Origin of the sequence: Saccharopolyspora sp. NPDC050389, from assembly GCF_040655595.1 — a bacterium.
Classification (GTDB): Bacteria; Actinomycetota; Actinomycetes; order Mycobacteriales; family Pseudonocardiaceae; genus Saccharopolyspora.
The window spans coordinates 77,281-103,026 of the sequence record NZ_JBFAKG010000026.1 but is presented as its reverse complement, the minus strand read 5'-3'; the positions used below and the strand labels follow the sequence as shown (position 1 = coordinate 103,026).

The window sequence follows — 25,746 nt, the reverse complement described above, 5'->3', positions numbered from 1 at the left end:
ACGTCCATTAGGCGGAGTCGATGACGAGCCAGCCGCCGTGGTGCTCGTCGACCTCGTAGGGCAGTCCGGTGCCGGTCCCCAGCCGGTGCAGCTCGGCGGTGTCGAAGGTGCGCAGGTGCCCGTAGGCGGCCGTTGGTTCGGCTTCGAACGGGACCGCGACGACGACCCGTCGCCGCGCCAACCGGATCGCCTCGGCGAGGACGGCCTCGCCGTGCTCGGGATCGAGGTGCTCCAGCAGGTGGATGACCGTCACCGTGTCGACGGCCTGGTCCGGCAGCGGCACCCGTGCGCCGTCGCAAACCAGCGCGCCCAGCGATAGGCCCAGCTCGCGGGCGATGGTGCGCAGCAACGTGACGGTGCCGTTGGCGATGTCGGAGGCGACGACCGCGGTGCCGGGACGCTCGGCTAGCAGCAGGGCCAGGAATCCGAAGCAGGAGCCCACGTCGAGGACCCGGCCCGGCGGTACCAGCTCCAGCACCCGCGAGTAGACCGGCACCATCGCCGAGATCGATGAGTGCGGCGCGCCGCCGGCTTCCCTGGGGAGCCGGATCCGGGCGAGGGTGTTGCGGTAGAAGGTGGACCAGGCGTCGACCGAATCATCCACAGTGGATCTGACGATGCCGGTGAAGACCCGTTCGAAGACCTCCGCCCCGGTCAGCCAGCCCGGCGCGAACAGCTCGTCGGCCAGCTTGCCCGCCACGTCGTTGTCCAGCTCGTGCGGTTCGAGGCGGTGGCTGACCAGCACCCGGTGGCCGTCGCGGTGCAGGCCGAAGTGCCGGGTGCGGGTGATCGGGATCCGGTCCGGCGGCGGGTCGTGCCGCTCGTGCACCACGACCACCGCCTCGTCGCGGTAGCAGCCGGGACTGCTGCGGGCCAGCGGATCGATCGTGGCGCTGCCGGAGAACTGCCCCGCGTCACTCATCGCCCCACCGCCTCCGAGGACAGCGCATCCGATGTGCGGGCCAGGCCGGCCAGATCGCGCACTACTTCGACGCGGTCGCAGTGCTCGGCGTAGCGCAGTAGATCGCACCGGCCCAGACCCCACGAGTAGCGGGGTTCCGGTGTGAGCCAAATGGTTTCACGCACCCGCCGCGCCATCTCCGCGAAGGCCGCCACGTCCGGATCGTTGCCGTTGCCCCGGCCGTCGCCGAGCACCAGCAAGGTCGTCCGCCGGGTCAGGGATGAGCCGTGCTCGTCGAGGAACTCCCGCAGCGCGCCGCCGTAGTCGGAGTTGGCGTCGACGTCGAGGACCCCGCCCGCCGGCAGCCCGTCGAAGACCAGCCCGAGCGCCTTCTCCAGCGGATGTTGCTCGAACAGGTCGGTGATCTCGACTATGTCTGCGACGAAGGCGAACGTGCGCACCCGGCTGAACAGCGATTGGAGGCCGTGCACGAGATGCAGCGTGAAGCGAGCGGTGCTGCGCACCGACAGCGACACGTCGGCCAGCACCACCAGTCGCGGCTTGTCCTCGGCGCGCTTGGTGGTGACCGGCCGGAACGGAACTGCGTCGTAGCGCATGTTCCGGCGCATCGTCCGTCCGGAGTGGACCCTGCCGTGCGGGCTGGTTACCTGCTTGCTGGTGCGCGCCCCACGCAGACTCCGGGCCAGCCTGCGCAGCGAGTCCTCCAGCTCCTGGCGCTCCCGCTCGTCGATCCGGTCGGTGACGCCTGCGGGCGAGACCGACTCGACCGACCGATGTTCCAGCTCGGTGAGCTTGCGCAGGTGTTCCTTCAGGAGCGCGGGCAGGTCCTCGAGCACCCCGGACAGCGGCTTGCGCGGCAGTTGTAGGTCGGAGTCGGCATCCGCCAGCCAGTCCAGCAGGAGCCGTTCCTCGGCGATGGTCAGATCGGTGTCGACCCGGTGCCCGGTCTGCTGCGACAGCTGCCCGGGTGTGCCCGCGTTGTGCAGCCGGGCGGTCTCCAGCTGCACCCCGGCGCTGTCGCCGCGCCCCGGCGAGGACTGGTCACGGGAGAGGACTATCTCGTCGGTGATCGACGCGAGGTCGATCTTGTTGGCCTCTTGGTGCAGGTTGTACTGCTGGGCCAGGTCCTCCGGGTCGAAGAAGTCCCGCAGGTCCTTCGGGGCGTCATGGCTGTGGCCCTGTTGTGGTGTGCTGGAGGGCTCCTCAGAGGCGGTGAAGCGTTCGAGTTCACCGGTGTCGGACAGGTCGTCGTGAGTGTGGTCAGGCCCGTCGCCGTCGGTGGCCCCGACCACCGGCCGCAGGTGGAAGAAGGCGTCGAAGACGGCGTCGAACACCTCGTCGTCCCGGCGGTCCTTGATCAGCGCTATCCGCAGCGCGTCGCGCAGCACGGACCTGGACGACAGCACGCCGGGCTGCGACGCGCACCGCATGGCGTCGGTCGCCTCAGCGCCTGACACCCGCACCCCGTGCAGGCGCAGCAGGCGGACGAAGCGGTGCAAGCTCGTTTCCATACCGTCCCCTTGTGCCTCGTCAAGTAACGTTGATCTCGATGTCGGCTCGTCGGATCTTTGCGTTGATCGCGGAGCCCCGGTAGGGGCGAGAGCGCCGGGCAGTCATCAAGTGGTGAAGTCGTGTGTTATGCGTTTCGGGGGTTCTTTTTGCGGGCGTACATGTCTTGATCAGCTAGGTGCAGGAGTTCTTTTGGTTCAGTGGTGGGGTCTTGGGTCACGGCGATCCCGACGCTGGCCTTCAGGTTGACCTGGTGTCCGGCTGCGGTGGTCTTGGTGTTGAGGAGTTCTGAGATGCGGTCCCGTAGCGTTTCGGCTGTGGGGATGTCGTCGACGAGGCTGGCGACGACGAACTCGTCGCCGCCGAGTCGTGCCACCGTGGCACTGGGGTCCACGCCGGCCAGCAGTTGGTGGGCGGCTGCGGTCAGGAGATGGTCGCCGGCGAGGTGGCCGTAGCGGTCGTTGACTTGTTTGAGCTGGTCGAGGTCGGCGACGAGTACGGCCAGAACGCCGCTGCTACCGGCTAGTGCGGCGAGGTGGTGGTGTAGGCGGTCGGCGAGTAACGCGCGGTTGGCCAGTCCGGTCAGCGGGTCGTGCAATGCGAGGTGGGCGAGGTGGGCATCGGTCATGCGTCCGTTGCCGATCGCCTCGTAGTGGCTGACGGGGAAGGACGGCCGGCCGTCCGGGCCGGTGACGACGCTGGATCGGATCAATACCGTGATTGGGTGTCCGTCCTTGTGCCGGTAGCGTTTTTCCGTGCTGACGGTCTTTGTGCGGCCCGCACGCAGATCGGCGAGGGCGGTGTCGCCCTGCTCTTCATCGCCAGGGTAGGTCAGGTCGGAAAAGTGCATTGCGAGAATTTCATCGCGACGGTAACCCAGCAGGTCGCATAATGTGTCGTTCACCGATGTCCAATAGCCCTGCAGGTCCAGCAGGGCCATCCCGATCGGCGCCGTGGCGAAGCACTGGTCCCACAGGGTTTCGCAGCTACGGCGGGTGGTGACGTCCTCTGCCTGCAACAGGATGGAGCACGGGCGGCTGACGGTATCGTTGATGACCGAACCTGAGAGCCGCACCCAGATCGTCTGGCCGTCGGGCTTGTGGTACCACGTTTCCGCCACAGCGTGTCCGCGCGCGAGGGTGTCCCCGACAACGGCGTTCTGCAGGACCGCGTGGCCTGGACACAAGGTGTCGTGCGGGCGCGGCTGCAGTAGGTCTGCGGCTTCGTGGCCCAGTAGATTGCAGAGCGCCGGGTTGACGTACTGGGGGCGGCCCTGCACATCCAGCACCGCGGTGGGCACGGGCGCCTGATCGAAAACCGCATGCCACTCCACACCTCCCGCCCTGTCCGGCGTCGTCGGAACAGGTGGGCCTGCGCGGGCTGCCGGTGAATCGGGCAAGGTGGGGCCGTGCGCTGCGCATTGAGCCTGCGCGGTGTCATCCCAGCGGCGCTGTTCAAGCGCAAAATTCATCAAGTCTCCGGCAAGCCTGACGTGATAGTCGAACTCACGTGGCGAATGCATGGTCGGAAACTACGTCGGGATATGAGGCGTATGACGAGGTCGGAGAATTCACAGTGTTGTCCCAGGAATACCGCACCACTTCCTCCTCGATTACGGGTTTCTCGTAACAACTCGAAGGCTTCTCTCCGGAATCTCGATTACCAACGCGGGGACGCTGCCGCACACCCAAAACCGGAAACACCGCCACTTGACTTCGCCCCATAGGCTGCTCAGAAGGGAAGCTTGCGCGCGTCGGACGAACGGTTCGCACCGGAGCGCTGCAACGGGCCGCTGGTCCTCGCGCCGTAGTAGCCGTCGTCGTGCCTGCCCGGCTGGTCCATGGCGGCCCGGACCCGCTTGCCTTCGTCGTACTGGTCCACCTCCGCGCCGTCGTGCCCGTGCCCATGCCCATGCCCGTGCCCGTGCCCGTGGCCATGACCGTGCAGGTGCTCGGGCACATCGCGATTGGGGTCCCGCAGCTGGGGAATCAGTTCCCGCGCGCGGTCGAGATCCCGTTCGTACTTGAGGACGACGTTCGCCGTGTCCGCCAGCAGGGCTGGCCCCAGTTCGTCGACGCCGAGCACGGCCAGCGTGCGCGCCCAGTCGATCGTCTCCGAGATGCTCGGGGCCTTCCGCAGAGGCAGTCCGCGGATGTCGCGCACGATCTCGGCGAGTTGGGCGGCCAGGGCGTCGGGCAGCCCGGTGTTCTTGGAGCGGATGATCTCCAGCTCCCGCTGGACGTCCGGGTAGTACAGGAAAAGGTGCAGGCACCTGCGTTTGAGTGCCGCCGACAGATCGCGGGTGTTGTTGGACGTCAGCACGACGTACGGGGGCGTCGCGGCGCGGTAGGTGCCGATCTCGGGAACCGAGACCTGGTACTCGCCGAGGCATTCCAGCAGAACGGCTTCGAGCGCCTCGTCGGCCCGGTCGACCTCGTCGATGAGCAGCACGGCGGGCTGCTCGCCGCGCACCGCGTCCAGCAGCGGCCGGCTGGCCAGGAACCGCTCGGAGAAGAAGGCGCTGTCCTGGTCGCCGATCGCGTCGACCGCGGTGTGCAGGTCGGGAGCCTCGGCGACGAGCTCACCGATCTTTTCCCGCAGCATCTGGGTGTAGAGCAGCTGCTTTCCGTAGTCCCATTCGTAGAGGGCCTTGGTCTCGTCCTGCCCCTCGTAGCACTGGAGCCGGAGCAGCCGCCTGCCGGTCGCGGTTGCCAGCGCCTTGGCCAGTTCGGTCTTGCCGACGCCGGCGGGTCCTTCGAGCAGCAGTGGTTTCTCCAGCCGGGTGCTGAGGAAAACGGTGGTCGCCAGGCGCTGGTCAGCGAGGTAGCCGCCCTCGGCGAACCGGTCCAGGACCTCCTGCACCGACTCGAACGGGGCTTCGGTGGTGGCGTGCACGGTTCCTCCGATTCTGGGTGGGGCGGCGGGCCCGCCCGCCACCCCACGCCGGGTCAGCTGAGCAGGTCGTCCAGGTCGCCGGTCATGCAGTGCTCGACGACCGGGCGGACCGTGTCGAACGTGCATTCCTTGGCGTTGCCCGGAGTGCAGGCGTCACCGAGCACGTGCCGGGTGATGGCGTCGACGTCTTCGGCGTCGCCCTTGATCTCCTTGCGTCGCTCGTAGTACTTCGTCGGCCCCTCGCCGAGCCGGTTCTTGGAGTAGGTGTCCTTCTTGACGTCGACGAAGCGCTCCGCGATGCCGACGTCGCGCAGCAGCCGGATCGCCGCAGCCAGCGCCGCGTCCGCGGCCTGCACATCGGTCATCCCATGGGTGTCGATGCCCATGGCCCTGGCGATGTCGGCGAAGCGTTTGTAGGCGACCGGCATGTTGAAGGCCCACACGCGCGGCAGCGCGATCGCGTTGTTGAGCCCGTGGTGGGTGTCGTAGAACGCGCTCACGGCGTGCGAGATCGAGTGGATGATCCCGAGACCACCGGAGTTGAACGCCTGCGCGGCGATGTACTGCGCGTACATCATGCCCTCGCGCCCGGCCAGGTCCTGGCCGTTCCACGTCGCCTCGCGCAGGTGCTGCGCGGTGAGCTTGATCGCGTGCAGCGCGTTGCCCAGCGATGGCTGGAAGTTCAGCCGCGAGACGTAGGGCTCCGAGGCGTGCGCGAGGACGTCGAAACCGCACTGCGCCGTGTAGTCGACGGGGCAGTCGTAGTACAGCACTGGATCGTCGATGGCGAGGCTTGTGACCGAGGCGTCGTCGAAGGCAACGTACTTGTGCGGGTTCTCCGGGTCGGTGGTGGTGTCGGTGATGACGTAGGCCCAGGACGTTTCCGAGCCGGTGCCCGCGGTCGTGGACACCGCGATGTGCGGCGGGTTGTTCGGGTTCTCCGACTTGTTGAAGCCCTCGAAGTCGTTGACGTTGCGGCCGTCGTGGGCCACTGACACCCGGGCTCCCTTGCAGGCGTCGTGCGAGGAACCGCCGCCGATGGAGATGAAGCTGTCGCAGCGGTTCTCCTGGTACAGCGTCACCGAGTCCATGACGTTGTAATCCTTGGGGTTGGACTCGACCTGGTCGTAGAGCACCGGCTCCAAGCCGTGGTACTTCAGCGACTCGACGATGTTGTGCACGATGTCGGTGCCGCGCAGGCCGGAGGTCATCACCAGCGGCTTGGTGAAGCCGAGCTTGATCGCCTCCGGGCCGATCATCTCGTGCGCCCCGGGACCCATCAGGGCCCGCGGGAACGGGTGGAACTCCTTGAGCGGGAACGGCTTGAGCAGCTCCTCGACCTTCATGCGGCGTCTCCTCTCCAGCTGACTTCCGCTCGTGACGTGGGTCACGGCGCGGATTGGTGGGGACGCTAGGTCGTCGCGCCGGCCGGCGGGTAGACGTAGGACTGCAAACCCCCGATGTGGACACCCAAGACCGGCCGTCCAAGCAGTGCGGCACCTGTCCGATCGGACAGGTGCGGGTCAGGACAGGCGTTCGACGAAGTCGGTGGCCGCGCGTACCACCTCCGTCGGATCGCCGGTGCTACCACCGCGTCGCATTGCTCGGTGAAGTCCTCACATCCCGCACGACGCCCGCTGGCCGTTAGCGCCGCGTTTCCGGGTGGTCCAGCCAATCTGGTGTACCCGGGCCGCCGAGGCTCCGCCAGCTTCTCTCTCTCCGCCCGGCGCCCGCCTGGTGCACCGAGCACGGCACCACCGTCCCGGAGTCCAGTCCGCACCTGTCCGACCGGACGGGTCGGGAAGGACCGTCAGCACGGCGAACCCGCTGGGAACCGGGGGCTAGCTTCGGTTCGACCACGGCGAGACCGCCTGGCAGAGAGGGGAAGTCGCCATGTCCGACCAGACCGCCGAGCTGCCCGAGCACGACCTCGACTCCGATGAGGTCGAGGAACTCCTCGTCGAAGAGGTGTCGATCGACGGGATGTGCGGTGTCTACTGAGCGCCGCGTCTCCGGGGGCCGATCACTGCCCCCGGAGGCGCGGGACCACCCCGCCTTCGAACCGGATGGCCCCTACGCGCTGAGCCCGAACGTGGCGCTACGCCCGGAGCCCTTCGGTGCGCTGGCCTACCACTTCGGCAACCGCCGGTTGTCGTTCCTCAAGACGCCGCTGCTGGTGACCGTGGTCCAAGGCCTGCACAAGCACCGGTCCGCGCGGGCGGCACTGTCCGCCCACGGCGTCGCCCGGCACGAGGAGCGCGGATACCTCAGCGCGCTCGCGTCGCTGGCCCGCGCGGACATGATCGTCCGCGCCTGACCCGGGAGTTGCCCATGCCCACTGCCGCAGTCCCACCACTGGTCGAACAGTTCAAACACGGACTCGACTCGCCGATCTGCCTGACCTGGGAGTGGACCTACGCCTGCAACCTGTCCTGCGCGCACTGCTTGTCGTCATCGGGGCGCCGCGACCCCGACGAGCTGAGCACCGACGAGATCAAGCGCGTCATCGACGAGCTGGAGCGGATGCAGGTCTTCTACGTCAACGTCGGCGGCGGCGAACCGACCGTGCGCCCGGACTTCTGGGAACTGGTCGACTACGCCGTTGCCCACCACGTCGGGATCAAGTTCTCCACCAACGGTTTCCGGATCACCCCCGAGCGCGCGAGGCAGCTCGCCGCGACCGACTACGTCGACGTGCAGATCTCGCTGGACGGCGCCACCGCCGAGGTCAACGACGCGGTGCGCGGGCCGGGGTCCTACGACACCGCGATGCGGGCGATGCAGAACCTCGCCGCAGCCGGAATGCGCGGCTTCAAGATCTCCGTGGTGATGACGCGGCAGAACGTCGACCAGCTCGACGAGTTCGAGCGGATCGCCGACTTCTTCGACGCGCAGCTGCGGATCACCAGGCTGCGGCCGTCCGGGCGCGGGGCCGACGTGTGGGACGAACTGCACCCGACCGCCGAGCAGCAGACGCAGATCTACCGGTGGCTGCTCGACCACGGCGAGCGGGTGCTGACCGGGGACTCGTTCTTCCACCTCAACGCGCTGGGTTCGGATCCCCTGCCGGGTCTGAACCTGTGCGGAGCGGGCCGGGTGGTCTGCCTGATCGACCCGGTCGGTGACGTCTACGCCTGCCCGTTCGCCATCCACGACGCTTTCCGCGCCGGCAACATCCGCGAGGCCGGGTTCGGCGCGGTGTGGCGCGATTCCGCGTTGTTCCAGGATTTGCGCCGGCCGCAAACGGGCGGCGCGTGCACGTCATGTGCCGCGTACGACGCCTGCCAGGGCGGGTGCATGGCGGCGAAGTTCTTCACCGGGTTGCCGCTGGACGGCCCGGATCCGGAGTGCGTCAAGGGGCACGGCGAGGCCGCGCTGGCGGCGGTCGAGCCGGGCGCCTCGCCGCGACCGGCGCAGGACCACTCCCGGCCCAGCGCGCGCCAGCAGCAGGTCATGCTCGGGCTGCCGTCGGCCCGCCGACCCGACCGTGCCTGCGATACGAGCCCACTTGCGGGGTTGACATGAGCCGGTCGCTGGTCACGCCCGTCGAACTGGGCCGCCATCGGGCACCGAGCCGGGTCCTGTTCGGGCCGCACGAGACCAACCTCGGTCGCAAGCGGGCGATCTCGGACCGGCACGCGGCTTACTACGAGCGGCGTGCGCGCGGCGGCGCGGGTGTGATCGTCACCGAGATCGCCAGCGTGCACCCGTCCGATTGGCCCTACGAGCGCGCGCCGCTGGCCGCCGAGTGCGCCGAGGGGTGGGCGCGGGTGGCGCAATCCTGCCACCCGCACGGCTCGCTGGTCCTCGCCGGGCTCGGGCACGCGGGTCTACAGGGGTCGTCGGCGTTCTCCCAGGCGCCGCTGTGGGCCCCTTCCCGGTTCCCCGATCCGGCCAGCCGTGAGATGCCGATGGAGGTTGAAGAGCGCGAGATCGAAGCCCTCGTGGCCGGTTTCGGCGATGCCGCGGCGCTCGGGGTGCGCAGCGGCCTGGACGGGGTGGAGGTCAACGCCGGGCAGCATTCGCTGCTGCGGCAGTTCCACTCGGGCCTGACCAACCACCGGACCGATCGCTACGGCGAGGACGGGCTGCTGCTGACCGAAGAGGTGCTGCGCGCCGTTCGGGAACGGATCGGCGACGCGCTGCTCGGTCTCCGGTTGAGCTGCGACGAGCTGGCACCCTGGGCGGGGGTGACACCCGAGACCGCCGCCGAGCAGGCGACGCGGTTGGCGCCGCTGGTGGACTACCTCGTCGTGGTGCGCGGATCTGTGTTCTCGGCGTCGGCGACCCGGCCCGACGGGCACACCGAACCGGGGTTCAACGTCGAACTCTGCCGCCAAGTCCGGCCGCACGGCACGCCAACGGTGCTGCAAGGCTCCATTGTGGATCCGGATCGCGCCCAGCGGGCCCTCGACGACGGTGTGGCCGACCTGGTCGAGATGACGCGCGCGCAGATCGCCGATCCCGATCTGGTGCGCAAGGTTCGTGCGGGGGTGCCCGAGCGGGTGCGCCCGTGCGTGCTGTGCAACCAGGCGTGCATGGTGCGGGACAACCGGAATCCGGTGATCTCCTCGGTAGTCGAACCGGGGAGCGGGCACGAACCCGTCGACTTCCCGCCGCCGGGCACCGATCCGGCGCCCAAGCGCGTGCTCGTCGTCGGCGGTGGGCCCGCTGGGATGGAGGCGGCGCGGATTCTGGCCGAGCGCGGCCACGCCGTGGAGTTGGCCGAGCGCCAGCAGCGCCTGGGCGGCGCCGCAAGGCTGGCGGCGATGCTTCCCGGCAGGCACCGGTTCACCGACGCGATCCGGTGGTGGGAAGGGGAACTCGACCGGCTCGGCATCGCGGTCCGCCTTGGCGTTGACGTGGACCAGGCGCACCTCTGGAGTGCGCAGGCAGCGGGCATCGAGGTGGTGCTGACGACCGGATCGGTGCCAGGGCCGAGGAACTACGACATCCGGCCGGGCACCACCGTGCTCGACGCAGCCGATGCGCTGCTCCGCATCGACGACCTCCCGACCGGACCCGTGCTGGTCTTGGACCCGATCGGCGACGCGGTAGGGGTGGGGCTGGCCGAGCTGCTCGCCGAACGCGGCCGGACGACCTCCCTGGTCACCCAGGACCAGGTTGCGGGCACGAAGCTGGCGATCACCGGGGACCTGGCCGACGCGAACGCGCGTCTCCAGCGCGTCGGCGTCCACCGGGAACTGCGCAGCCTGCTGCGGGAGGTCGGCGATGGTCACGCCGTGCTGGAGGACTGCTGGACCGCCGAGCGACGCACCGTCGAGTGCGCCGTGCTGATCCATTGTGGACACCGATTGCCGGAGGAGTCGCTGTACCGGCAGGGCACGCCCCGGGCCGGCGACTGCGTTGCGCCGCGCACTGTCCTCGAAGCGGTGCTGGAAGGCCGTCGGACAGCCGTGCGCGTCGGCAGCATGCCCGTCACCACCGAAGCCGGACCGCCGGCGCCCGCGAGGAGCGGCCCATGAGTGGTCAAGGACGCTACCGCTATCTGTTCTCGCCGCTGCGGATCGGTCCTGTGGTCGCGCGCAACCGCATCGTGTTCTCAGCGCACCTGACCAACTACGCCGAAGATGGGCATCCGACCGAGCAGCACGCTGCCTACTACGCGGCGCGGGCGGCGGGCGGCGCCGGGCTGGTGATCACCGAGGAGCATTCGACCCACCCGACGGACTGGCCGTACGAGAAGCTCATCCACGGTTTCCACCGGTCGGTCATCCCAGGCTACCGACGCATCACCGAGGCCGTGCACGCGCACGGGACGCCGATCTTCGCGCAAATCAACCACAACGGCGGTCAAGCCTCGTCGATGTACTCACGCCTGCCGGTGTGGGCGCCGTCGACGGTACCCGACCCGATGTTCCGAGAGGTGCCCAAGGCGCTGGAGCAGCACGAGATCAACGAGGTCGTCGCCGGGTACGGCACGGTCGCCGCGCACTGCGCCGAAGGCGGCTTCGACGGCGTCGAGCTCCAGTGCTCGCACTCGTCGATCGTGCGCGGATTCCTGTCCCCGGCGACGAACAAGCGCACCGACGCCTACGGCGGCAGCCTGCCCAACCGAATGAGGCTGCTGCGCGAGATCATCCACGCGGTACGCGAGTCGATCGGCCCCGACCGGGCGCTGGGGGTGCGCATCTGCGGGGACGAGCTGATCGAGGGCGGCACGACCATCGACGAAGCGGTGGAGATCGCCGCCGCAGTCGAGGCGACCGGGAAGGTCGACTACATCAACACCTCGATCGGCGTCGCCACCTCGACGCTGTACATGATCGAGGCATCGATGCACGTCCCGCCGGGATACGCGCTGTTCATCCCGAACGCGCTGCGCCGCAGGGTGAACCTGCCGGTGGTGGGCGTCGGGCGGTTCAAGGACCCGCAGCAGGCCGAGCGGGCGCTGGAGGAAGGTCACTGCGACCTCGTCGGCGTGGTGCGCGGGCAGATCGCTGACCCCGACTTCGCGGCCAAGGCGCGGGCCGGAGCGGCCACCGACATCCGCACCTGCCTGTCGTGCAACCAGGAATGCGTGGGCCGGATGGGCTTGAACCGGTGGCTCGGCTGCATCGAGAACCCCCGTGCTGGCAAGGAATCGACCGCGTTGCCGACTCCGGCCGTCCGCGGCAGACGGGTGCTGGTGGTCGGCGGCGGTCCCGGCGGCCTGCAGGCCGCGGCCGTCGCCGCGCGGCGCGGACACCGGGTCACGGTGCTGGAGGAACAACCGCGCACCGGAGGTCAGGTATCGGTCGCGGCGAGCGTGCCGAGCCGGGCGGAATTCCTCGATGTGGTGCGGAACCTCGCTGCCGAGTGCGAGCGGCACGGGGTCGAGATCCGCACCGGGGTGCGCGCCGACGCGACGCTGATCCGGGCTGAGAGCCCCGACGTGGTCGTGCTGGCCACCGGTGCCCGTCCGCAGGCTCCGCACTGGGCTGGTGGTTGCGAACGGGTGGTGGACGTCCGCGACGTGCTGGAAGGACGGGCCGAACCCGATGGCGACGTGGTCGTCGTCGACGACCTCGGCTTCCACCAGTCGACCTCCACCGCGGAGCTGCTGGCCGAGCGCGGCTGTGCGGTCGAGCTGGTCACCGCGGGCATGGTCGTCGGGCAAGACCTGGGCATCACCCTTGACATGGAGTCGTTCAACGTCCGCGCCCACAGGCATGGGATCGCCCAGTCCACCGACCTGGTGGTGATGGGCTGCGGTCGGCAGGACGACGGGGGAGTAGTCCTGCAACTGCTGCACCACCCGACCGGCCAGATGCGCGAGCGCCGGTGCGACTGGGTCGTCTGCGCGACGCATCAGGCGCCGAACGACCAGCTGTGGCACGAACTCCGCGGCAGCCCGTTCGACGTGCACCGCGTCGGCGACTGCATCGCCCCCCGCCGAGCGCACGCCGCCGTGGTGGAGGGCCATCGAGTGGGGGTGGCGTTGTGAGCCAGCACAAGATCGCCGCGATCGTCGTGCGCGACGGCACGCTGCCGCTCGGGGCAGACGAAGCAGCTGCAGAAGCCGGAGGTACGGCCCTGGTGGTCGGCAGCGGCGCACGCGCAGCCGCCGAAGGGCTCAGCGCGGACCGCGTCGTGATCGCCGAGAGCAGCCCGGCCGAGATGGGCGGCCTCGCCGCGAGCATCGCGCCGGAGCTGGACGACCACCGGATCGTGGTGCTGCCGGCATCACCTGACGGCCGCGACCTTGCGCCGCGGCTGGCGGTGGAGCTGGACCGGCCGCTGCTGGCTTGGGCGACCCGATGCGGCGACGACGAGGTGGAACTGGCGCGCTTGGACGATCGCGTCGCATTGCGCGTCGCGGTGGACCGGCCCGTGGTCGTCACGCTCGCGCCGAATGCGCGGAGCGCCGAAGCGCGACGGCAGCGTCCGCGCATCGAGCCGCGTGTCGTGCCGGAACGGGTCCGGCACGACGCGCGGCTGGTCGAAACTCTCCCGCCCGATCCGTCCACGATGGATCTCGGCGAGGCGCCGCGGATCTTCGCCGGAGGTGCGGGATTGGTGCCATCGGGGGAGTCCGGCACCGAGGCGATGCGGCTGCTGGGCGAGGTGGCCCGAGCTCTGGGCGCCTCGGTCGGGGCGACCAGGGTCGTCACCGACGCGGGCTGGCTGGACTACTCCCGCCAGATCGGCACCACCGGGGTCGTCGTCGACCCGCGGCTCTACGTCGCGTTCGGAATTTCCGGGGCCACGCAGCACACCGGCGGGCTCGGCGACCCCGACTGCGTCGTGAGCATCAACACCGATCCGTCGTGCCCGATGACCGCCATGGCCGATCTGGGCATCGTCGCCGACGCGCCCGAGGTGCTGCGGGAACTGGCCCGCAGGCTCGGGGTGGCGGAGCAGTCGTTCGCGGGAGGGAGGCACCGTGCCGGTTGACGAGACGCAGTTCGACGCGGTGGTGGTGGGTGCGGGACCGGCTGGCTCCGCCGCGGCGCTGGAACTGGCCCGCGCGGGTCGCCGGGTTGCGCTGCTGGAACGCGGTCCGTTCCCCGGATCGAAGAACGTCTACGGCGGTGTGGTCTACGGCCGCATCCTCGACGAGGTCGCCGAGCAGTGGTGGAGCGAGGTGCCGGTGCAGCGGTGGATCACCCGCCGCAGCACGATGATGCTCACCCCGACGCAGTCGATATCGGTGGACTTCCGCAGCCAGGACTGGAGCGGGCCGCCGCACAACGGCATGACCACCTACCGCGCGGACTTCGATTCCTGGCTCGCGGGCAAGGCGGTGGGGGCGGGCGCCGAGCTGATCACCTCCACGGTGGCGACCGAACTGCTCTGCGACGACACCGGGCGGATCGTCGGTGTCCGCACCGACCGGCCCGACGGTGATCTGCGTGCGCCGGTGGTGATCGCCTGCGATGGCGTGAACTCGTTCCTGGCCAAGAGCGCCGGCCTGCTGCCGGCGGCCGACGCCGAGCACCACACGCTCGGTGTGAAGGAGACCCTCGCGCTGCCGCGCGGCGTCCTCGAAGACCGGTTCGGCCTTGGCCCGGATGACGGACTGGACATCGAGATGGTCGGCTGCACCGGCCCGATCGCTGGCGGCGGTTTCCTCTACACCAACAAGGAAACCGTCAGCATCGGGCTCGTGCTTGCGCTGTCCGACCTGGCTAGGTCCGGCCGCAGGCCTGAGGAACTGCTCGCCGAGCTCAAAGCGCACCCATCGATAGCGCCGATGCTGCGGGGCAGTGAGCTGAAGGAGTACTCCGCGCACCTGATCCCCGAAGGTGGCTACGACCACATGCCCAGGCTGGCCACCGACGGGCTGCTGCTCGCCGGGGACGCGGCCGGGATGTGCCTGGCGGCGGGCATCTGGCTGGAGGGCGTCAACTTCGCGATCGGCTCCGGCCTGGTCGCCGGTCGAACGGCCGCACGTGCGCTCGATCGAGGGGACGTGACGGCGGCGGGGCTGGCGCAGTACCGCCAGCGGTTGGCCGACACCTTCGTCCTGGCCGACCACCGGCGCCTCCGGCGGGCGCCGGGGTTCGTGCTCTCGCCACGTGTTCAGCACGAATATCCGGGCTTGGTCTGCGATTTCCTGCAACATCTGTTCACAGTGGACAACCCGGTACCGAAGCCCCGGCTGGGTGCATTGCTGCGCAGGACCGCGCGGCGACGGGGGATCAAGCTCACCGACCTCGCCCGCGACGCGCTGGCGGGTATGCGGGCCTTTCGATGAAGGGAGTGACCGATGCCGGGTACCGACCGCTACCCGCCGACGTCGTTCGAAGAGCGGATGGACGGCGTGGAGTTCCGGGTTTCCGAGCGGGCGCACATCACCGTCGACTCCGAGGTGTGCCGATCGTGCACGACGAAGGCGTGCGTGCACTCGTGCCCGGCCAAGCTGTTCGTGCCGACCGGCGACGGCGGAATCCTGTTCAACTACGAGCAGTGCTTCGAGTGCGGGACCTGCTACATGGTCTGCAATGAGTCGGGCGCGATCACCTGGACCTATCCCGACGGCGGTGACGGCGTCGTGTTCCGCAACGGCTGAGCGCATGCCTCCGAACTCCGCTCGCGGCGGCGGAACCTCGCGCGGCGGAAACCGGCTTGGTCCGTTGGAAGAGTTTCTGTCGAAGACCAGCTCCGAGGAGCGACCTGATGGACATGGTTGGATCCGGCGGTCCGGTGATCGTCGCCGCGCTGAAGTGGTCTTGGCTGCGGGCGTCGGTCGACCCGCTCACCGGCTCGGTTCGGGTCGTGGTGCACGACACCGGAGTGTCGGCCGCCGACGAGGCCGCGCTGGAACACGCCTTGCGCCTGGCGGGCCGGTGGTCCGGCCGCGTCGTGGCGGTCACCTGCGGGCCACCAGAAGCCGACGCGGCGCTGCGAGCGGCACTGGCCGCCGGAGCAGCCGAGGCGCTGCGCGTCGACGCCGCGGCTCCGGATGCGTCGGCGCTGGTCGGCAACGGGCGGCAGGTGGCCAGGTCCATGGCGGCGGCCGTGCGCCGGCGGTACGGCGTGCCTGCCCTCACGTTGTGCGGTGACCGCTCGGTCGATCGTGGAACCGGGACGGTGCCGGGGTTCCTGGCGGCGGAGTTCGGGACGGCTCAGGCCCTGGGCGTGGTGCGCCTGGAACCCGGCGAGGTGGGCGACCTGCTCGTGCACCGCCGTCTCGACCACGGTCGGCGGGAGGTGTTGCAGGTGAACTGCCCAGCCGTGGTTTCAGTGGAAGCCGCGGGAGTTCGCCTGCGGCGGGCGTCGCTGCCGGCAGTGATGTCGTCTCGATCCGGGGAAATCGCCGTGGTGAAGGAGTCGAGCGCCGCAACGGCGTCGCCGAGGGTGCTGGCGCAAGGTCCGCCCCGCCCGCGCACGCACGCGATCGAACCACCAGCCGGGAACCGGCCGCAAGAACGGCTCGTCGAACTCACCGGCGCGTTCCAGGCGAGCACCTCCGTGCGCATCGTGGGCCCGCTTCCCGCGTCAGAGGCCGTGGACGAACTACTCGGCTACCTCCGCGAGCGCGGCTACCTGTGGGAGAGCGACGGGAGCCAGCCATGAGCCTCTTGCTCGCAGAGCAGTCGTGGCCGGACCTCAAGGGCCGCCGCCCGCTCGTCGTCGTTCCGCTCGGCTCGTGCGAGCAGCACGGGTTGCACCTCCCGGTGGACACCGACAGCTCCATCGCAACCGCGGTGGCGTGGCAGGCGGTGCGCGAACTCGGCGCGGACACCGACGTCCTGCTGGCCCCGACCCAGCCCTACACCGCAAGCGGTGAGCACGAGGGTTTCCCCGGCACCGTCTCGATCGGGTGCGAAGCAGTGCACCTGCTCCTGGTCGAACTCGGCCGCTCACTCTCGCGGTGGTGCGGGCGGATGCTGATCGTCAACGGGCACGGCGGCAACAATGCGACGCTGGCCGAGGCCGTCGCGCAACTTCGTCGTGAGCGGCGCGACGTCGCCTGGTGGCCGTGCGCGGTCGGACGTGGAGACGCCCACGCGGGGCGGACCGAAACATCGATGCTCATGGCGCTTCGGCCGCTCGCCGTACGGGGCGACCGCGCTCGCGCGGGACGTACCGAGCCGGTCGAGGAGCTCATGGGCGAACTGGTGCGGACATCGGTTCGCGCCGTCAGCTCCAACGGCGTGCTGGGGGATCCCAGCGGTGCTTCGGCGGCCGAGGGCGAGATTCTGCTCAACGAGATGTCCACCCGGCTCAGCGCCGCCGTGCGGTCCTGGACCGTGCGGCGAGGACGCCTCGTCCGGGCACCGGCTGGGGTCATGTCATGACCGGCCGTCCGACCGCCGTGGTCACCGGCGCCGCACGTGGGATCGGCGCCGCCGTTGTGCGTCGGCTCAGCGACGTCGGGTGGAACGTCTTCGCGGTCGATCTCTGCGAGGACGATCCGGCCGTGCCGTATCCGCTGGGTACAGTCGATCAGCTCCGGAGCCTGGAGAGCGGGATCGTGACGGCCGTGCCGGGCGACGTCCGCGAGCCGGGCGTTCTCGACGCCGCCGTGGAGCAAGCACTCCACCGGCATGGACGCCTGGACGCGGCGGTAGGCGCCGCAGCCGTGGTCCTGGGCGGCCAACCGCTGTGGGAAACCACCGACCAGCAGTGGAACGCGCTGTTCGGCACTGACGTGGTCGGCTTGCTGAACCTGGCCAGAGCCGCAGTTCCCGCGATGTTGGGCGCACCGGAGCCGCGTCGTGGCCGGTTCGTCGCGCTCGCCTCCGCTGCGGAGCACACCGGCTTGTGGCACCTGGGAGCGTATTGCGCGGCCAAACACGCGGTCCTGGGACTGGTGCGAGGGCTGGCGGCCGATTTGCAGGGAACCGGGATCGGCGCGGTGGCGGTTTCCCCCGGATCCACTCGCACGGACATGCTTCGTGCCACCGCGGCCCTGTACGGCCTGTCCAATATGGACGATCTCGCTAGGCATCAACTCGTCAACCGGTTGCTGGAACCGGAGGAGGTGGTGGCGGCGGTGGCGTGGGCATGTTCGCCGGAGGCGAGCGCGATCAACGGAACCGTTCTGCACGCCGACGGGGGGTTCATGGGATGAGCACAGCGCTGCCAACGGGCTTCGCCGTCGAGTTGGACAAGGCGACCAGGATCTCGCGAGACGGGACGCTGGTGTTCGGGGGAAGCCCCGCCCGCCTGCTGCGGCTGAACCGCCGCGCGGCCGACCTAATCGGGGACGGCACGTTCACCGTCCGGGACACCACCTCGGCCCGCCTCGCCCGCGTACTGCTCGACGCGGGTGTGGTCCATCCCCGCCCCGCGTGCCCACAACCGCGATCGGTCGCCATCGTGATCCCCGTGCGAGATCGGGTGGACATGCTGGCCAGGGTGTTGCGCGCGGTGCGGACCGACCCGGCGACCGCCGATGTGCCGGTGGTGGTCGTCGACGATGGCTCCCGCGATGGCGAGGCGGTCCGGGCGGTGGCGAGCGAGCACGACGCCGAGGTCGTCCGGCACGAGACCAGCCGTGGGCCGGCGGCGGCTCGCAACGCGGGCCTGCGCGCGACGGCGCAGGAATTCGTAACCTTCTGCGACTCCGACACCGTCCCGTTGTCTGGTTGGCTACCGCCGCTGCTCGCGCAGTTCGACGATCCATGCGTCGGCCTCGTCGCGCCGAGGATCGTTGCCCTACCGGAAGAGCGGGAGACCCGTATCGGCGCATTCGAACGGACCTGCTCCCCCCTGGACCTGGGAGCCGCTGAAGCTCCTGTGATTCCGATGTCCAAAGTGGCGTACGTGCCGAGTGCGGCAATCGTCCTGCGGCGTTCGGCAGCTCCCGGTGGTTTCGCCGAAGAACTCCGGGTCGCCGAGGACGTCGACCTGTGCATGCGCCTGCACCGCGCGGGGTGGCGGCTCCGGTACGTGCCCGCCGCGCAAGTGGCCCACGACCACCGAACCGGGCTGGTGCGGTGGGTTGCTCGGCGCGCCTTCTACGGCTCGGGTGCGGCGTTGCTGGCCCGGAGGCATCCGGGCCAGGTGCCACCGATGCACGTGACGGGCTGGTCCCTGCTGGCCGTCGGACTGCTGCTGACCCGCAGGCCTGCCGCCGTCGCCGCTGCCCTGGGGCTGTCCACCGTGGCCGGAGTGCGCCTGGCCCGGCGGATGCCCGACGCCGACACCCCAGTGCGAGCGGCAGGCCTGCTGACCCTGGCGGGGTTGTTCTCCACCGCGGTCCAGCTGCTGCGTGCCGGTGTCCGACATCACTGGCCCCTCGGGCTCGCGTTGGCGATCAGCAGTCGGCGGGCACGGCGATTGCTGATCCTTGGCTCTACTGTGGACGCATTGGTGGAGCGCAGCCGGAGGGGTTCGCGAGTGGACCCGGTCACCTTCGTCGCCTTGCGCAGGCTCGACGATCTCGCCTACGGGGCCGGAGTCTGGTGGGGTGCGGTGAGGCAGCGCACGCCCGCGCCGCTGGTCCCGAAGATCGCAGGATTCCGGTGTGGACGCTTTCGGCATCGATTCCGAGAACGATCCGAGCGTGGGCTGGCTCATTGCGGGCCCTAGGTGCGGCGGTTAGTTTCCCCGCAATACCCCAGCTCGCAGGCGATTTTTCCTGCTGTGCGAAGCGAAATCCGGGAGGTGTGCCATGCCGTCGTGGCGGGTGCGCGATTTTCATGACGACGATCTGGACCAGGCGATCCACATCTGGGACCAGAGCAGGGAAGGTGGAGAGCCGGTGTTCTCCGCTGCCGAGGTGGTCTCGATCGCGCGGGCCGGTCATCCGGCGATGGTCGCAGTGGTGGAGCAGGACGTCGTGGGCATGGCAGCGGCGAAGGTGGAGGGCGAGCGGGCCTGGTTGGCGCTGTTCGCCCTCGACGCCCGGTGGCGCAACCGCGGCATCGGCAGCGCGCTGCTGACCGAGCTGGAGAAGAAGCTGCGCGGGCAGGGGGTGCACCGCATCGCGAGCCTGGTCCCCGAGGGGGCCGCGGGGTTTCGGGCGATGGTCAACTCCGGCTACCGGCCGCGCACCGACCTGACCTACTTCGAGAAGGTCGAGGACCTCGACCCGGCCGACTTCGACGTGCTTGAGGAGCTCGGCGGCAGGCTGCTGCCGCCTGGGCAGTGGGACGCGTTGGCGGGAATGCAGCGTGAAAAGGACGTCATCGAACGACGGGTCGTGTTGCCGATCTCGCATTCCGCACAGGCCGAACGCCACGGCGTGCTGCCTCCGAAGGCGATCGTGCTGTTCGGGCCGCCGGGAACCGGCAAGACCAGCTTCGCCAAGGCGGTCGCCTCCCGCCTGAACTGGCCGTTCGTGGAGCTGTTCCCGTCGCGCCTGGCCGCGTCGTCCCCGGACGGGTTGGCGGCCTCGCTGCGGGCGGTGTTCGCTGAGCTGGAGGAACTGGACGACCTGGTGCTGTTCATCGATGAGGTCGAGGAGATCGCCGGGATCCGCTCGACGCCCGCAGCCGGTCCTGCGCACGGGGTGACCAACGAACTGCTCAAGCTGATCCCCGGCTTCCGCGAACACGACCACCGCCTGCTGGTCTGCGCCACGAACTCGGTGAGCTCCCTGGACTCGGCGTTCCTGCGGCCGGGCCGGTTCGACTACATCATCCCGGTAGGCCCGCCGGACCCGCCCGCCAGGCGGGCGATCTGGTCGCGCTACCTCGGCCCGGCGCGCGACAACGTCGACCTGGACCTGCTGGTGGAGCGCTCCGCTCTGTTCACCCCGGCCGACATCGAGTTCGCCGCGCGCCAAGGCGCCCAGGCGGCCTTCGAGCGCGACGTGCTGCACGACGACAGCGGGCTGGCTACGACGAAGGACTACCTGCGGGCGATCTCCGACACCCGGCCGACGCTGACTGCCGAAGCCATCACCGAGTTCGAGCAGGACATCGAGGCCTACACCAGGTTGTGATCGACATACTTTCCCGCAGAGTCCCCGGACACGGGGCGGGACCGTCGTTTCCGGGGAGGGCTCGATGCCCCAGCGACGTACGGGGTTCGTTCGGGGCGATCGGCGGCGGGCCGTCGACCACCAGGGCCGCGAGGCTGCACCCGTAGCCGAGCCGATCGAACCGATCCCAAGCGCCGCGGGCGGCTGCCTGACTGGCCTTCTCCTCCAATCGTCGTGGCGAGACCAAGCCGGGCGTGCCCCGGCAGCGCCGTGAGGACAGTCGAAGGGATCGTTATCAGTTGTCGCGGGTCGTCGATGACTGGTGGCTTGTCAGGGCGGCTTCGTGCGACGCGCGGGCACGTGCGGGATCGTCGCCGAGTCCGACGGTGAATGTCACTCCCATCGGGACCAGCACCTGCGCCACGGGGTCATCAAACTCGGTGAAGTGGTCGGCGAGTTCAAGGGTTATGTAGCCGTGAACGTAGCTCCACAACGCGCTTGCAACCGCGGTGGGGTCGTCCATCTCGACCCGATCTGACGCCGCGATCCTCGCGCAGGCCTCGACGACATGGGCGTATGCAGCCTTGAAGGCCGGCGAATGACCGCTGCGGCGGACGCCCTTTGCGGAGCTTGGTCGATAGGTCGCACGGGTGGAGAGGCCGAACATGGCGTCATACAGATGGGGGTTCGCTCGGGCGATGTCGCGCACCGCCAACGCCATCCGGAACAAATCCGCAACGGGGTCGTCGGTGGCGGGGAGGGCAGCGAAAGTGCGCTCGATGTCGGCAAAGCCGTGGTCGACGACCGCGCCGATCAGCTCCGGGATCCCGCCGAAGTAGTTGTAGACCACCATCGTCGACATGCCCGCCTCGGCCGCGACCGTGCGGGCCTTGATCGCGGACGGACCTTGCTCGGCGAGCAGGGTGGTCGTTGCCTCGATCAGGCGTTCCGGTATGCCGTTCGGCGTCGGGTCATCGGACATGGATCCCATCGTTGCATCGCCCTCTTCCTGCTCGTCAGGGAGGTTGTGATCTTCGAATAACTTCGTTATCGTAGCGGCTGCTGCGCACGAGTCAAAGGAAGCCGTCATGGCAGAAGAAGTCCGGGGGAGCATCGAGGTCGACGATCGAGGCACTGTGCTCGTCGCTCGAATCGATGGTGGCCCGCTTGGCCTGTTTGGTAACGATATCGCCGAGGCTCTGGATGAGCTCGTGGATCGTGCCGACTCCGCCCCGAACGTTCAGGCCGTGGTCTTCACGGGGACGCATCCGGAGCGCTTCGTCAGTCACGCCGAGGTTCGCTGGTTGCAGGAAGGCGGCTCTGCCGTACCACCGGTGGGGACCAGGGGTGCGTCCGCGCTCGCACATACCGCCCGAGGTGTGAACAAGGCAGGTTGGTTCAAAGCCGCGCTGGGCAAGAGCCCGCTGTGGCCCGCGATTCAGCTGGAGCGTGTCCATCAGACGTTTCTGAAGATGAACCGAAGTGGGGTCGTCTTCGTGGCAGCTCTCAACGGGTCCGCGCTGGGGCTGGGTGCCGAGTTCAGCTGGGCCAACGACCTGCGTGTCATGGCCGACGGTGACTACGTCATCGGTCGTGGAGGCCGAACCTGGGCGCACGGGTCGACACCGACGCGCTGGCACAACATTGCGCGCGCAGCCTCAGTGGCTACAAGCGACCGATCGCGATCCACGTGCTCGACGCGCTGCCGCGCAATGCTGTGGGCAAGGTGGCCAAGCCTGCTCTGCGCGCAGCGCAGACCAACAGCAGTACCGACAAGGCGGTTTGACATGAAGGCATTCGTGGTGGACTCCTACGGCAAGGATGGTCTCAAGGCCGCCGATCTGCCCCAACCTGCGGTCGGTGACCGCGACGTGCTCGTACGCGTGGCGGCAGCCAGCATCAACCCGCTCGACAAGATGGTCCGGGACGGTGAGTTCAAGCAGCTGCTGAAGTACAAGACCCCGTTCGCGCTGGGGCATGACGTCGCGGGCGTGGTGACCCAGACCGGTTCGGCGGTACGTGACTTCAAAGTGGGCGATGAGATCTACGCCCGGCCCCGCGATCTGCGGATCGGCACGTTCGCCGAGTACATCGCGATCGACGAGAGCGATGGCGCCCTGAAGCCGGCGGCGCTGTCCTTGGAAGAGGCGGCGGCGGTGCCGCTGGTTGCGCTGGCCGCCTGGCAATCCCTGGTCGACGTCGCCGAGGTTGAGCCTGGTCAGAAAGTGCTCGTGCACGCCGGAGCGGGCGGCTTGGGCTCGACCGTCATCCAGGTCGCCAAGCACCTCGGCGCCTACGTCGCCACCACCTCCCACACCCGTGACGTGGACAAGGTCCGCGACCTCGGTGCCGACGAGGTCATCGACTACACCCGGCACGACTTCGCCGATGTGCTCTCCGGATACGACGTCGTCCTGGACTCCCTCGGGCCTGCCAGCCTGCAGAAGTCGCTGACCGTGCTCAAGCGCGGCGGGCTGGCGATCAGTGTCGTCGGGCCACCTGACCCGGCTTTCGCAGCGCAACTCGGCCAGCCGCTGCTGAAACCGGTCATGGCGCTGCTGAGCCGGAAGATCCGCAAGCTGGCCAGGGCCCTTGGCGTGCGCTACGCCTTCTTCTTCATGAAAGCCAACGGCGCCCAGCTGAAGAAGTTGGCGGACTTGTATGACAACGGCACGCTGCGCCCGGTGCTCGACCGCACCTTCGACTTCGACAAGACGCCTGAGGCCCTTGCGCACGTCGAACAGGGCCGCGCCAAGGGCAAGATAGTCATCACCCACGGCACCAGCGCATGACCGACGCCGTCGCGCACACTGCAATTACCGCGCCAACGCTGCACGTCGACGCCGGCGGCACGCGTTTCGCTTACCGCGACCTCGGGCCACGTGGCGGCGTACCGCTGGTCCTTCTCCACCATTTCACCGCAGTCATCGACGACTGGGATCCGCGCGTCATCGACGGCATCGCCACCGAACGAAGGGTCCTCATCTTCGACAACCGCGGTGTCGGTGGCACGCCCGGGAAGGTACCCACGACCGTCCAGGCGATGGCCGACGACGGCGTCGCGTTTCTTCGCGCCCTCGGCGTCGAACAGGTCGACCTCCTGGGCTTCTCGCTCGGCGGATTCATCGCGCAGGCGATCGCCACGAAAGAGCCGCAACTGGTGCGAAGGTTCATCCTGCCGGAACCGGCCCCGCCGGCTTCCCGGGCGTCGGACAGCTGAATCGGCGCATGCTCACAGACTCCCTGCGTGGGCTCGTCACCCTCAGCAATCCGAAGCCATTGCTGTTTTTCACGAGGACCGACAACGGCAAGGCTGCGGCCGAGGCGTACATGGCGCGCCTCCGGGAACGCACTGCGGATCGTGTGAAGGCCACCTCGATCCTCGGTGCGGCCAGGCAGCTTCTGGCGATCAGCCGATGGGGCGCGCAAGGTCCCTTGGACCTTGGCCGTATCTTCCATCCCGTTCTCGTGGCCAACGGGGAAGACGACCGAATGTTGGCCACCCGGGCATCGTTCGAGCTCGCCCACCGCCTGCCACACGCCACCCTGACGATCTATCCGGACTCAGGTCACGGTGGCGTGTTCCAGCATCACGATCGGTTCGTCCCGCACGTCCTGCGGTTCCTGCGTTGATCAGTCGCCCTTGGCGGACGGAGGAATGTTCACCATGGCATGTTCGGCCAGCGCAGTGATCGTCAGCGCGGGGTTGACTCCCGGGTTCGCAGGAAGCGCTGCCGCGTCACACACGATCAGGTTCTCGTAGCCGAAGACCCGCAAGCGTTCGTCGACCACGCCACGGGCTGGGTTCGCGCCGATCGCCGCGCCACCGAGGACATGGGCAGTCATCGGCCTGCCACCGATAGCTTCGAAGATGCTGCTCTGCGGAATGCCCCCGGTACGTTCGGCCATCCACTTCACTGCCCGGTGACCAACGTCGATGTACGTCGGTGCCGGTCGCGCGCTGTCGGTTTCGGTGGCGAGCCGATAGCCGCTCCCGAAGAGCTTCCTTGGCACGGAAGCGATGGCGTTGTCACGCGCCTGCATGACCAGCATCATCGTCGTTCGGCTGCTCCAGCCGGATCGCATTGTCGCGATCCACTGCCGGGGGTGTCTCAAGACGCCGCCCAACCACTTCGCAAGACGTCGTGGATGCGATCCTCCGCTGGCCAAGGCGGTGAACATCAGGCGCATGAAATCGCCGTGGCGTCCGTAGGTGAGGAACTCGACCTGAGTGTCTTGGTCGAGCATGACTCGGCTGCTGGCCGTGACATCTCGCCAAGTCCCGAGGTCGTCCGGCAACAGGACTGACAGGACTGCTTCGCTGTTGGTCCGCACCAGGCTTCCCAGCCTGTCGCTGATGCGCGGAAGTGAGCCCTGGTGCTTGCAGGTCGCCAGCAGCTCGTTGGTCCCGACGGCGCCGCCAGCGAAGACGACGCCTCGGGTGGTGAACGTACGCCGGTCGCGGCTCCGCCGAGATGCGGTGCTCGCGGTGACGACCCGATAGCCATCACGGCCGTCGCTGGCTCCGATCGGTGAGACATCGAGCACCTCGCGCTCGGCGAAGATCTGTGCGCCGTACTTCTCCGCGAACCAGAGGTAGTTCTTCGTCAAGCGGTTCGCCGCGCCGGTTCTGCAGCCCACCATGCAGGCCCCGCAGCGAGTGCATCCGGTTCGAGGTGGACCCTCGCCCCCGAAGTAGGGATCCTCGACTGTCTCGCCGGGCTCTCCGAAGAAGACACCGACAGGGGCCGAGGCAAACGTCTCCTCGGTACCGAAGTGACCGGCGAGCTCTTTGGTCAGCCGCATCGTCACGGACTCCCACGGGGTCGCCTGAACCCCGAGCATTTGTTCGGCGGTGGCGTAGTGGGGGGGGGCCAGAACCGAATCCCACTCGGCGATCCCGCTCCATTGTGGATCTCTGTAGAAACCGTCTTGCGCGCGAAACAGCACCCCGCCGTAGACGAGGCTGCCCCCGCCTACCCCGGTCTGCGTAGAACTAAAGACATGCCGAAACAGGACATTGCGCATGATCCCGTGCAGCCCCAGCTTCGGTGCCCAGATGAAGCGACGCCAGTCCGAGGCCGTCAACGGCAGATCG

General features: G+C 68.9%; 23 protein-coding genes. 16 read left to right on the top strand and 7 right to left on the bottom strand.

What is annotated here, in order from left to right:
• Positions 1-7: 7 nt before the first annotated feature.
• The 5 genes from mftM to mdo form a co-directional block, all read right to left on the bottom strand.
• Positions 8-922, bottom strand: a complete 915-nt coding sequence (gene mftM, locus AB0I53_RS19115; protein ID WP_358604247.1) for a mycofactocin oligosaccharide methyltransferase MftM — start codon at positions 920-922, stop codon at positions 8-10.
• Positions 919-2,433: a VWA domain-containing protein gene (locus AB0I53_RS19110; protein ID WP_358604244.1), complete on the bottom strand. Its 1,515-nt coding sequence runs from the start codon at positions 2,431-2,433 to the stop codon at positions 919-921. Before AB0I53_RS19110 ends, mftM begins: the two co-directional genes overlap by 4 nt.
• 125 nt (positions 2,434-2,558) lie before the next feature.
• Complete coding sequence (locus AB0I53_RS19105; protein ID WP_358604241.1) at positions 2,559-3,953, bottom strand: diguanylate cyclase; 1,395 nt, start codon at positions 3,951-3,953, stop codon at positions 2,559-2,561.
• Positions 3,954-4,162: 209 nt separating this feature from the next.
• Positions 4,163-5,326, bottom strand: coding sequence for a MoxR family ATPase (locus AB0I53_RS19100; RefSeq protein WP_358604238.1), 1,164 nt, complete (start codon positions 5,324-5,326; stop codon positions 4,163-4,165).
• A gap of 53 nt (positions 5,327-5,379) precedes the next feature.
• A complete protein-coding gene (gene mdo, locus AB0I53_RS19095) occupies positions 5,380-6,672 on the bottom strand; it encodes an NDMA-dependent methanol dehydrogenase (protein WP_132493451.1) in 1,293 nt (430 codons plus the stop codon).
• 547 nt (positions 6,673-7,219) lie between these two features.
• On the opposite strand from mdo, the gene mftA reads away from it, so the two are divergent.
• From mftA to AB0I53_RS19030, 13 genes are all read left to right on the top strand, one after another.
• Complete coding sequence (mftA, locus tag AB0I53_RS19090) at positions 7,220-7,327, top strand: mycofactocin precursor MftA (RefSeq protein WP_093278581.1); 108 nt, start codon at positions 7,220-7,222, stop codon at positions 7,325-7,327.
• Between the two features lie 25 nt (positions 7,328-7,352).
• Positions 7,353-7,643, top strand: a complete 291-nt coding sequence (mftB, locus tag AB0I53_RS19085) for a mycofactocin biosynthesis chaperone MftB (protein WP_358391699.1) — start codon at positions 7,353-7,355, stop codon at positions 7,641-7,643.
• 14 nt (positions 7,644-7,657) lie between these two features.
• Entirely contained in the window at positions 7,658-8,851 is a 1,194-nt protein-coding gene (gene mftC, locus AB0I53_RS19080; RefSeq protein WP_358604234.1) for a mycofactocin radical SAM maturase, read from the top strand.
• Positions 8,848-10,812, top strand: a complete 1,965-nt coding sequence (locus AB0I53_RS19075; RefSeq protein WP_358604231.1) for a mycofactocin system FadH/OYE family oxidoreductase 1 — start codon at positions 8,848-8,850, stop codon at positions 10,810-10,812. The genes mftC and AB0I53_RS19075 overlap by 4 nt, the downstream gene beginning before the upstream one ends.
• A complete protein-coding gene (locus AB0I53_RS19070) occupies positions 10,809-12,773 on the top strand; it encodes a mycofactocin system FadH/OYE family oxidoreductase 2 (protein ID WP_358604228.1) in 1,965 nt (654 codons plus the stop codon). Before AB0I53_RS19075 ends, AB0I53_RS19070 begins: the two co-directional genes overlap by 4 nt.
• Positions 12,770-13,723 (top strand): mycofactocin-associated electron transfer flavoprotein alpha subunit, encoded by a 954-nt coding sequence (locus AB0I53_RS19065; RefSeq protein ID WP_358604225.1) that lies wholly within the window; start codon positions 12,770-12,772, stop codon positions 13,721-13,723. Before AB0I53_RS19070 ends, AB0I53_RS19065 begins: the two co-directional genes overlap by 4 nt.
• On the top strand, positions 13,713-15,026 hold the full coding sequence (locus AB0I53_RS19060; RefSeq protein WP_358604222.1) for an FAD-dependent oxidoreductase: 1,314 nt from the start codon (positions 13,713-13,715) through the stop codon (positions 15,024-15,026). The genes AB0I53_RS19065 and AB0I53_RS19060 overlap by 11 nt, the downstream gene beginning before the upstream one ends.
• A gap of 12 nt (positions 15,027-15,038) precedes the next feature.
• A complete protein-coding gene (locus AB0I53_RS19055) occupies positions 15,039-15,341 on the top strand; it encodes a 4Fe-4S dicluster domain-containing protein (protein ID WP_358604220.1) in 303 nt (100 codons plus the stop codon).
• 107 nt (positions 15,342-15,448) lie between these two features.
• Entirely contained in the window at positions 15,449-16,348 is a 900-nt protein-coding gene (locus AB0I53_RS19050) for a mycofactocin-associated electron transfer flavoprotein beta subunit (protein ID WP_358604217.1), read from the top strand.
• The gene (gene mftE / locus AB0I53_RS19045; RefSeq protein WP_358604214.1) at positions 16,345-17,073 is read left to right on the top strand and encodes a mycofactocin biosynthesis peptidyl-dipeptidase MftE; all 729 of its coding nucleotides are present in this window, start codon (positions 16,345-16,347) and stop codon (positions 17,071-17,073) included. The genes AB0I53_RS19050 and mftE overlap by 4 nt, the downstream gene beginning before the upstream one ends.
• Entirely contained in the window at positions 17,070-17,849 is a 780-nt protein-coding gene (locus AB0I53_RS19040; protein WP_358604211.1) for a mycofactocin-coupled SDR family oxidoreductase, read from the top strand. Before mftE ends, AB0I53_RS19040 begins: the two co-directional genes overlap by 4 nt.
• On the top strand, positions 17,846-19,312 hold the full coding sequence (gene mftF, locus AB0I53_RS19035) for a mycofactocin biosynthesis glycosyltransferase MftF (protein ID WP_358604208.1): 1,467 nt from the start codon (positions 17,846-17,848) through the stop codon (positions 19,310-19,312). Before AB0I53_RS19040 ends, mftF begins: the two co-directional genes overlap by 4 nt.
• A gap of 82 nt (positions 19,313-19,394) precedes the next feature.
• The gene (locus tag AB0I53_RS19030; protein WP_358604205.1) at positions 19,395-20,669 is read left to right on the top strand and encodes a GNAT family N-acetyltransferase; all 1,275 of its coding nucleotides are present in this window, start codon (positions 19,395-19,397) and stop codon (positions 20,667-20,669) included.
• 274 nt (positions 20,670-20,943) lie between these two features.
• Here AB0I53_RS19030 and AB0I53_RS19025 read toward each other — a convergent pair whose 3' ends face one another.
• On the bottom strand, positions 20,944-21,630 hold the full coding sequence (locus tag AB0I53_RS19025) for a TetR/AcrR family transcriptional regulator (RefSeq protein ID WP_358604202.1): 687 nt from the start codon (positions 21,628-21,630) through the stop codon (positions 20,944-20,946).
• Between the two features lie 106 nt (positions 21,631-21,736).
• Between AB0I53_RS19025 and AB0I53_RS19020 the strand changes: the two genes are divergently transcribed.
• Genes AB0I53_RS19020 through AB0I53_RS19010 form a run of 3 tightly spaced genes read left to right on the top strand, consistent with a single transcriptional unit; the run spans position 21,737 to position 24,281 of the window.
• On the top strand, positions 21,737-23,440 hold the full coding sequence (locus AB0I53_RS19020) for a zinc-binding dehydrogenase (protein ID WP_358604199.1): 1,704 nt from the start codon (positions 21,737-21,739) through the stop codon (positions 23,438-23,440).
• A complete protein-coding gene (locus tag AB0I53_RS19015) occupies positions 23,437-23,868 on the top strand; it encodes an alpha/beta fold hydrolase (RefSeq protein WP_358604196.1) in 432 nt (143 codons plus the stop codon). The genes AB0I53_RS19020 and AB0I53_RS19015 overlap by 4 nt, the downstream gene beginning before the upstream one ends.
• 8 nt (positions 23,869-23,876) lie before the next feature.
• Positions 23,877-24,281, top strand: coding sequence for an alpha/beta hydrolase (locus tag AB0I53_RS19010; protein ID WP_358604193.1), 405 nt, complete (start codon positions 23,877-23,879; stop codon positions 24,279-24,281).
• Here AB0I53_RS19010 and AB0I53_RS19005 read toward each other — a convergent pair whose 3' ends face one another.
• Positions 24,282-25,736, bottom strand: coding sequence for a GMC oxidoreductase (locus tag AB0I53_RS19005; protein ID WP_358604190.1), 1,455 nt, complete (start codon positions 25,734-25,736; stop codon positions 24,282-24,284).
• Positions 25,737-25,746 lie beyond the last annotated feature (10 nt).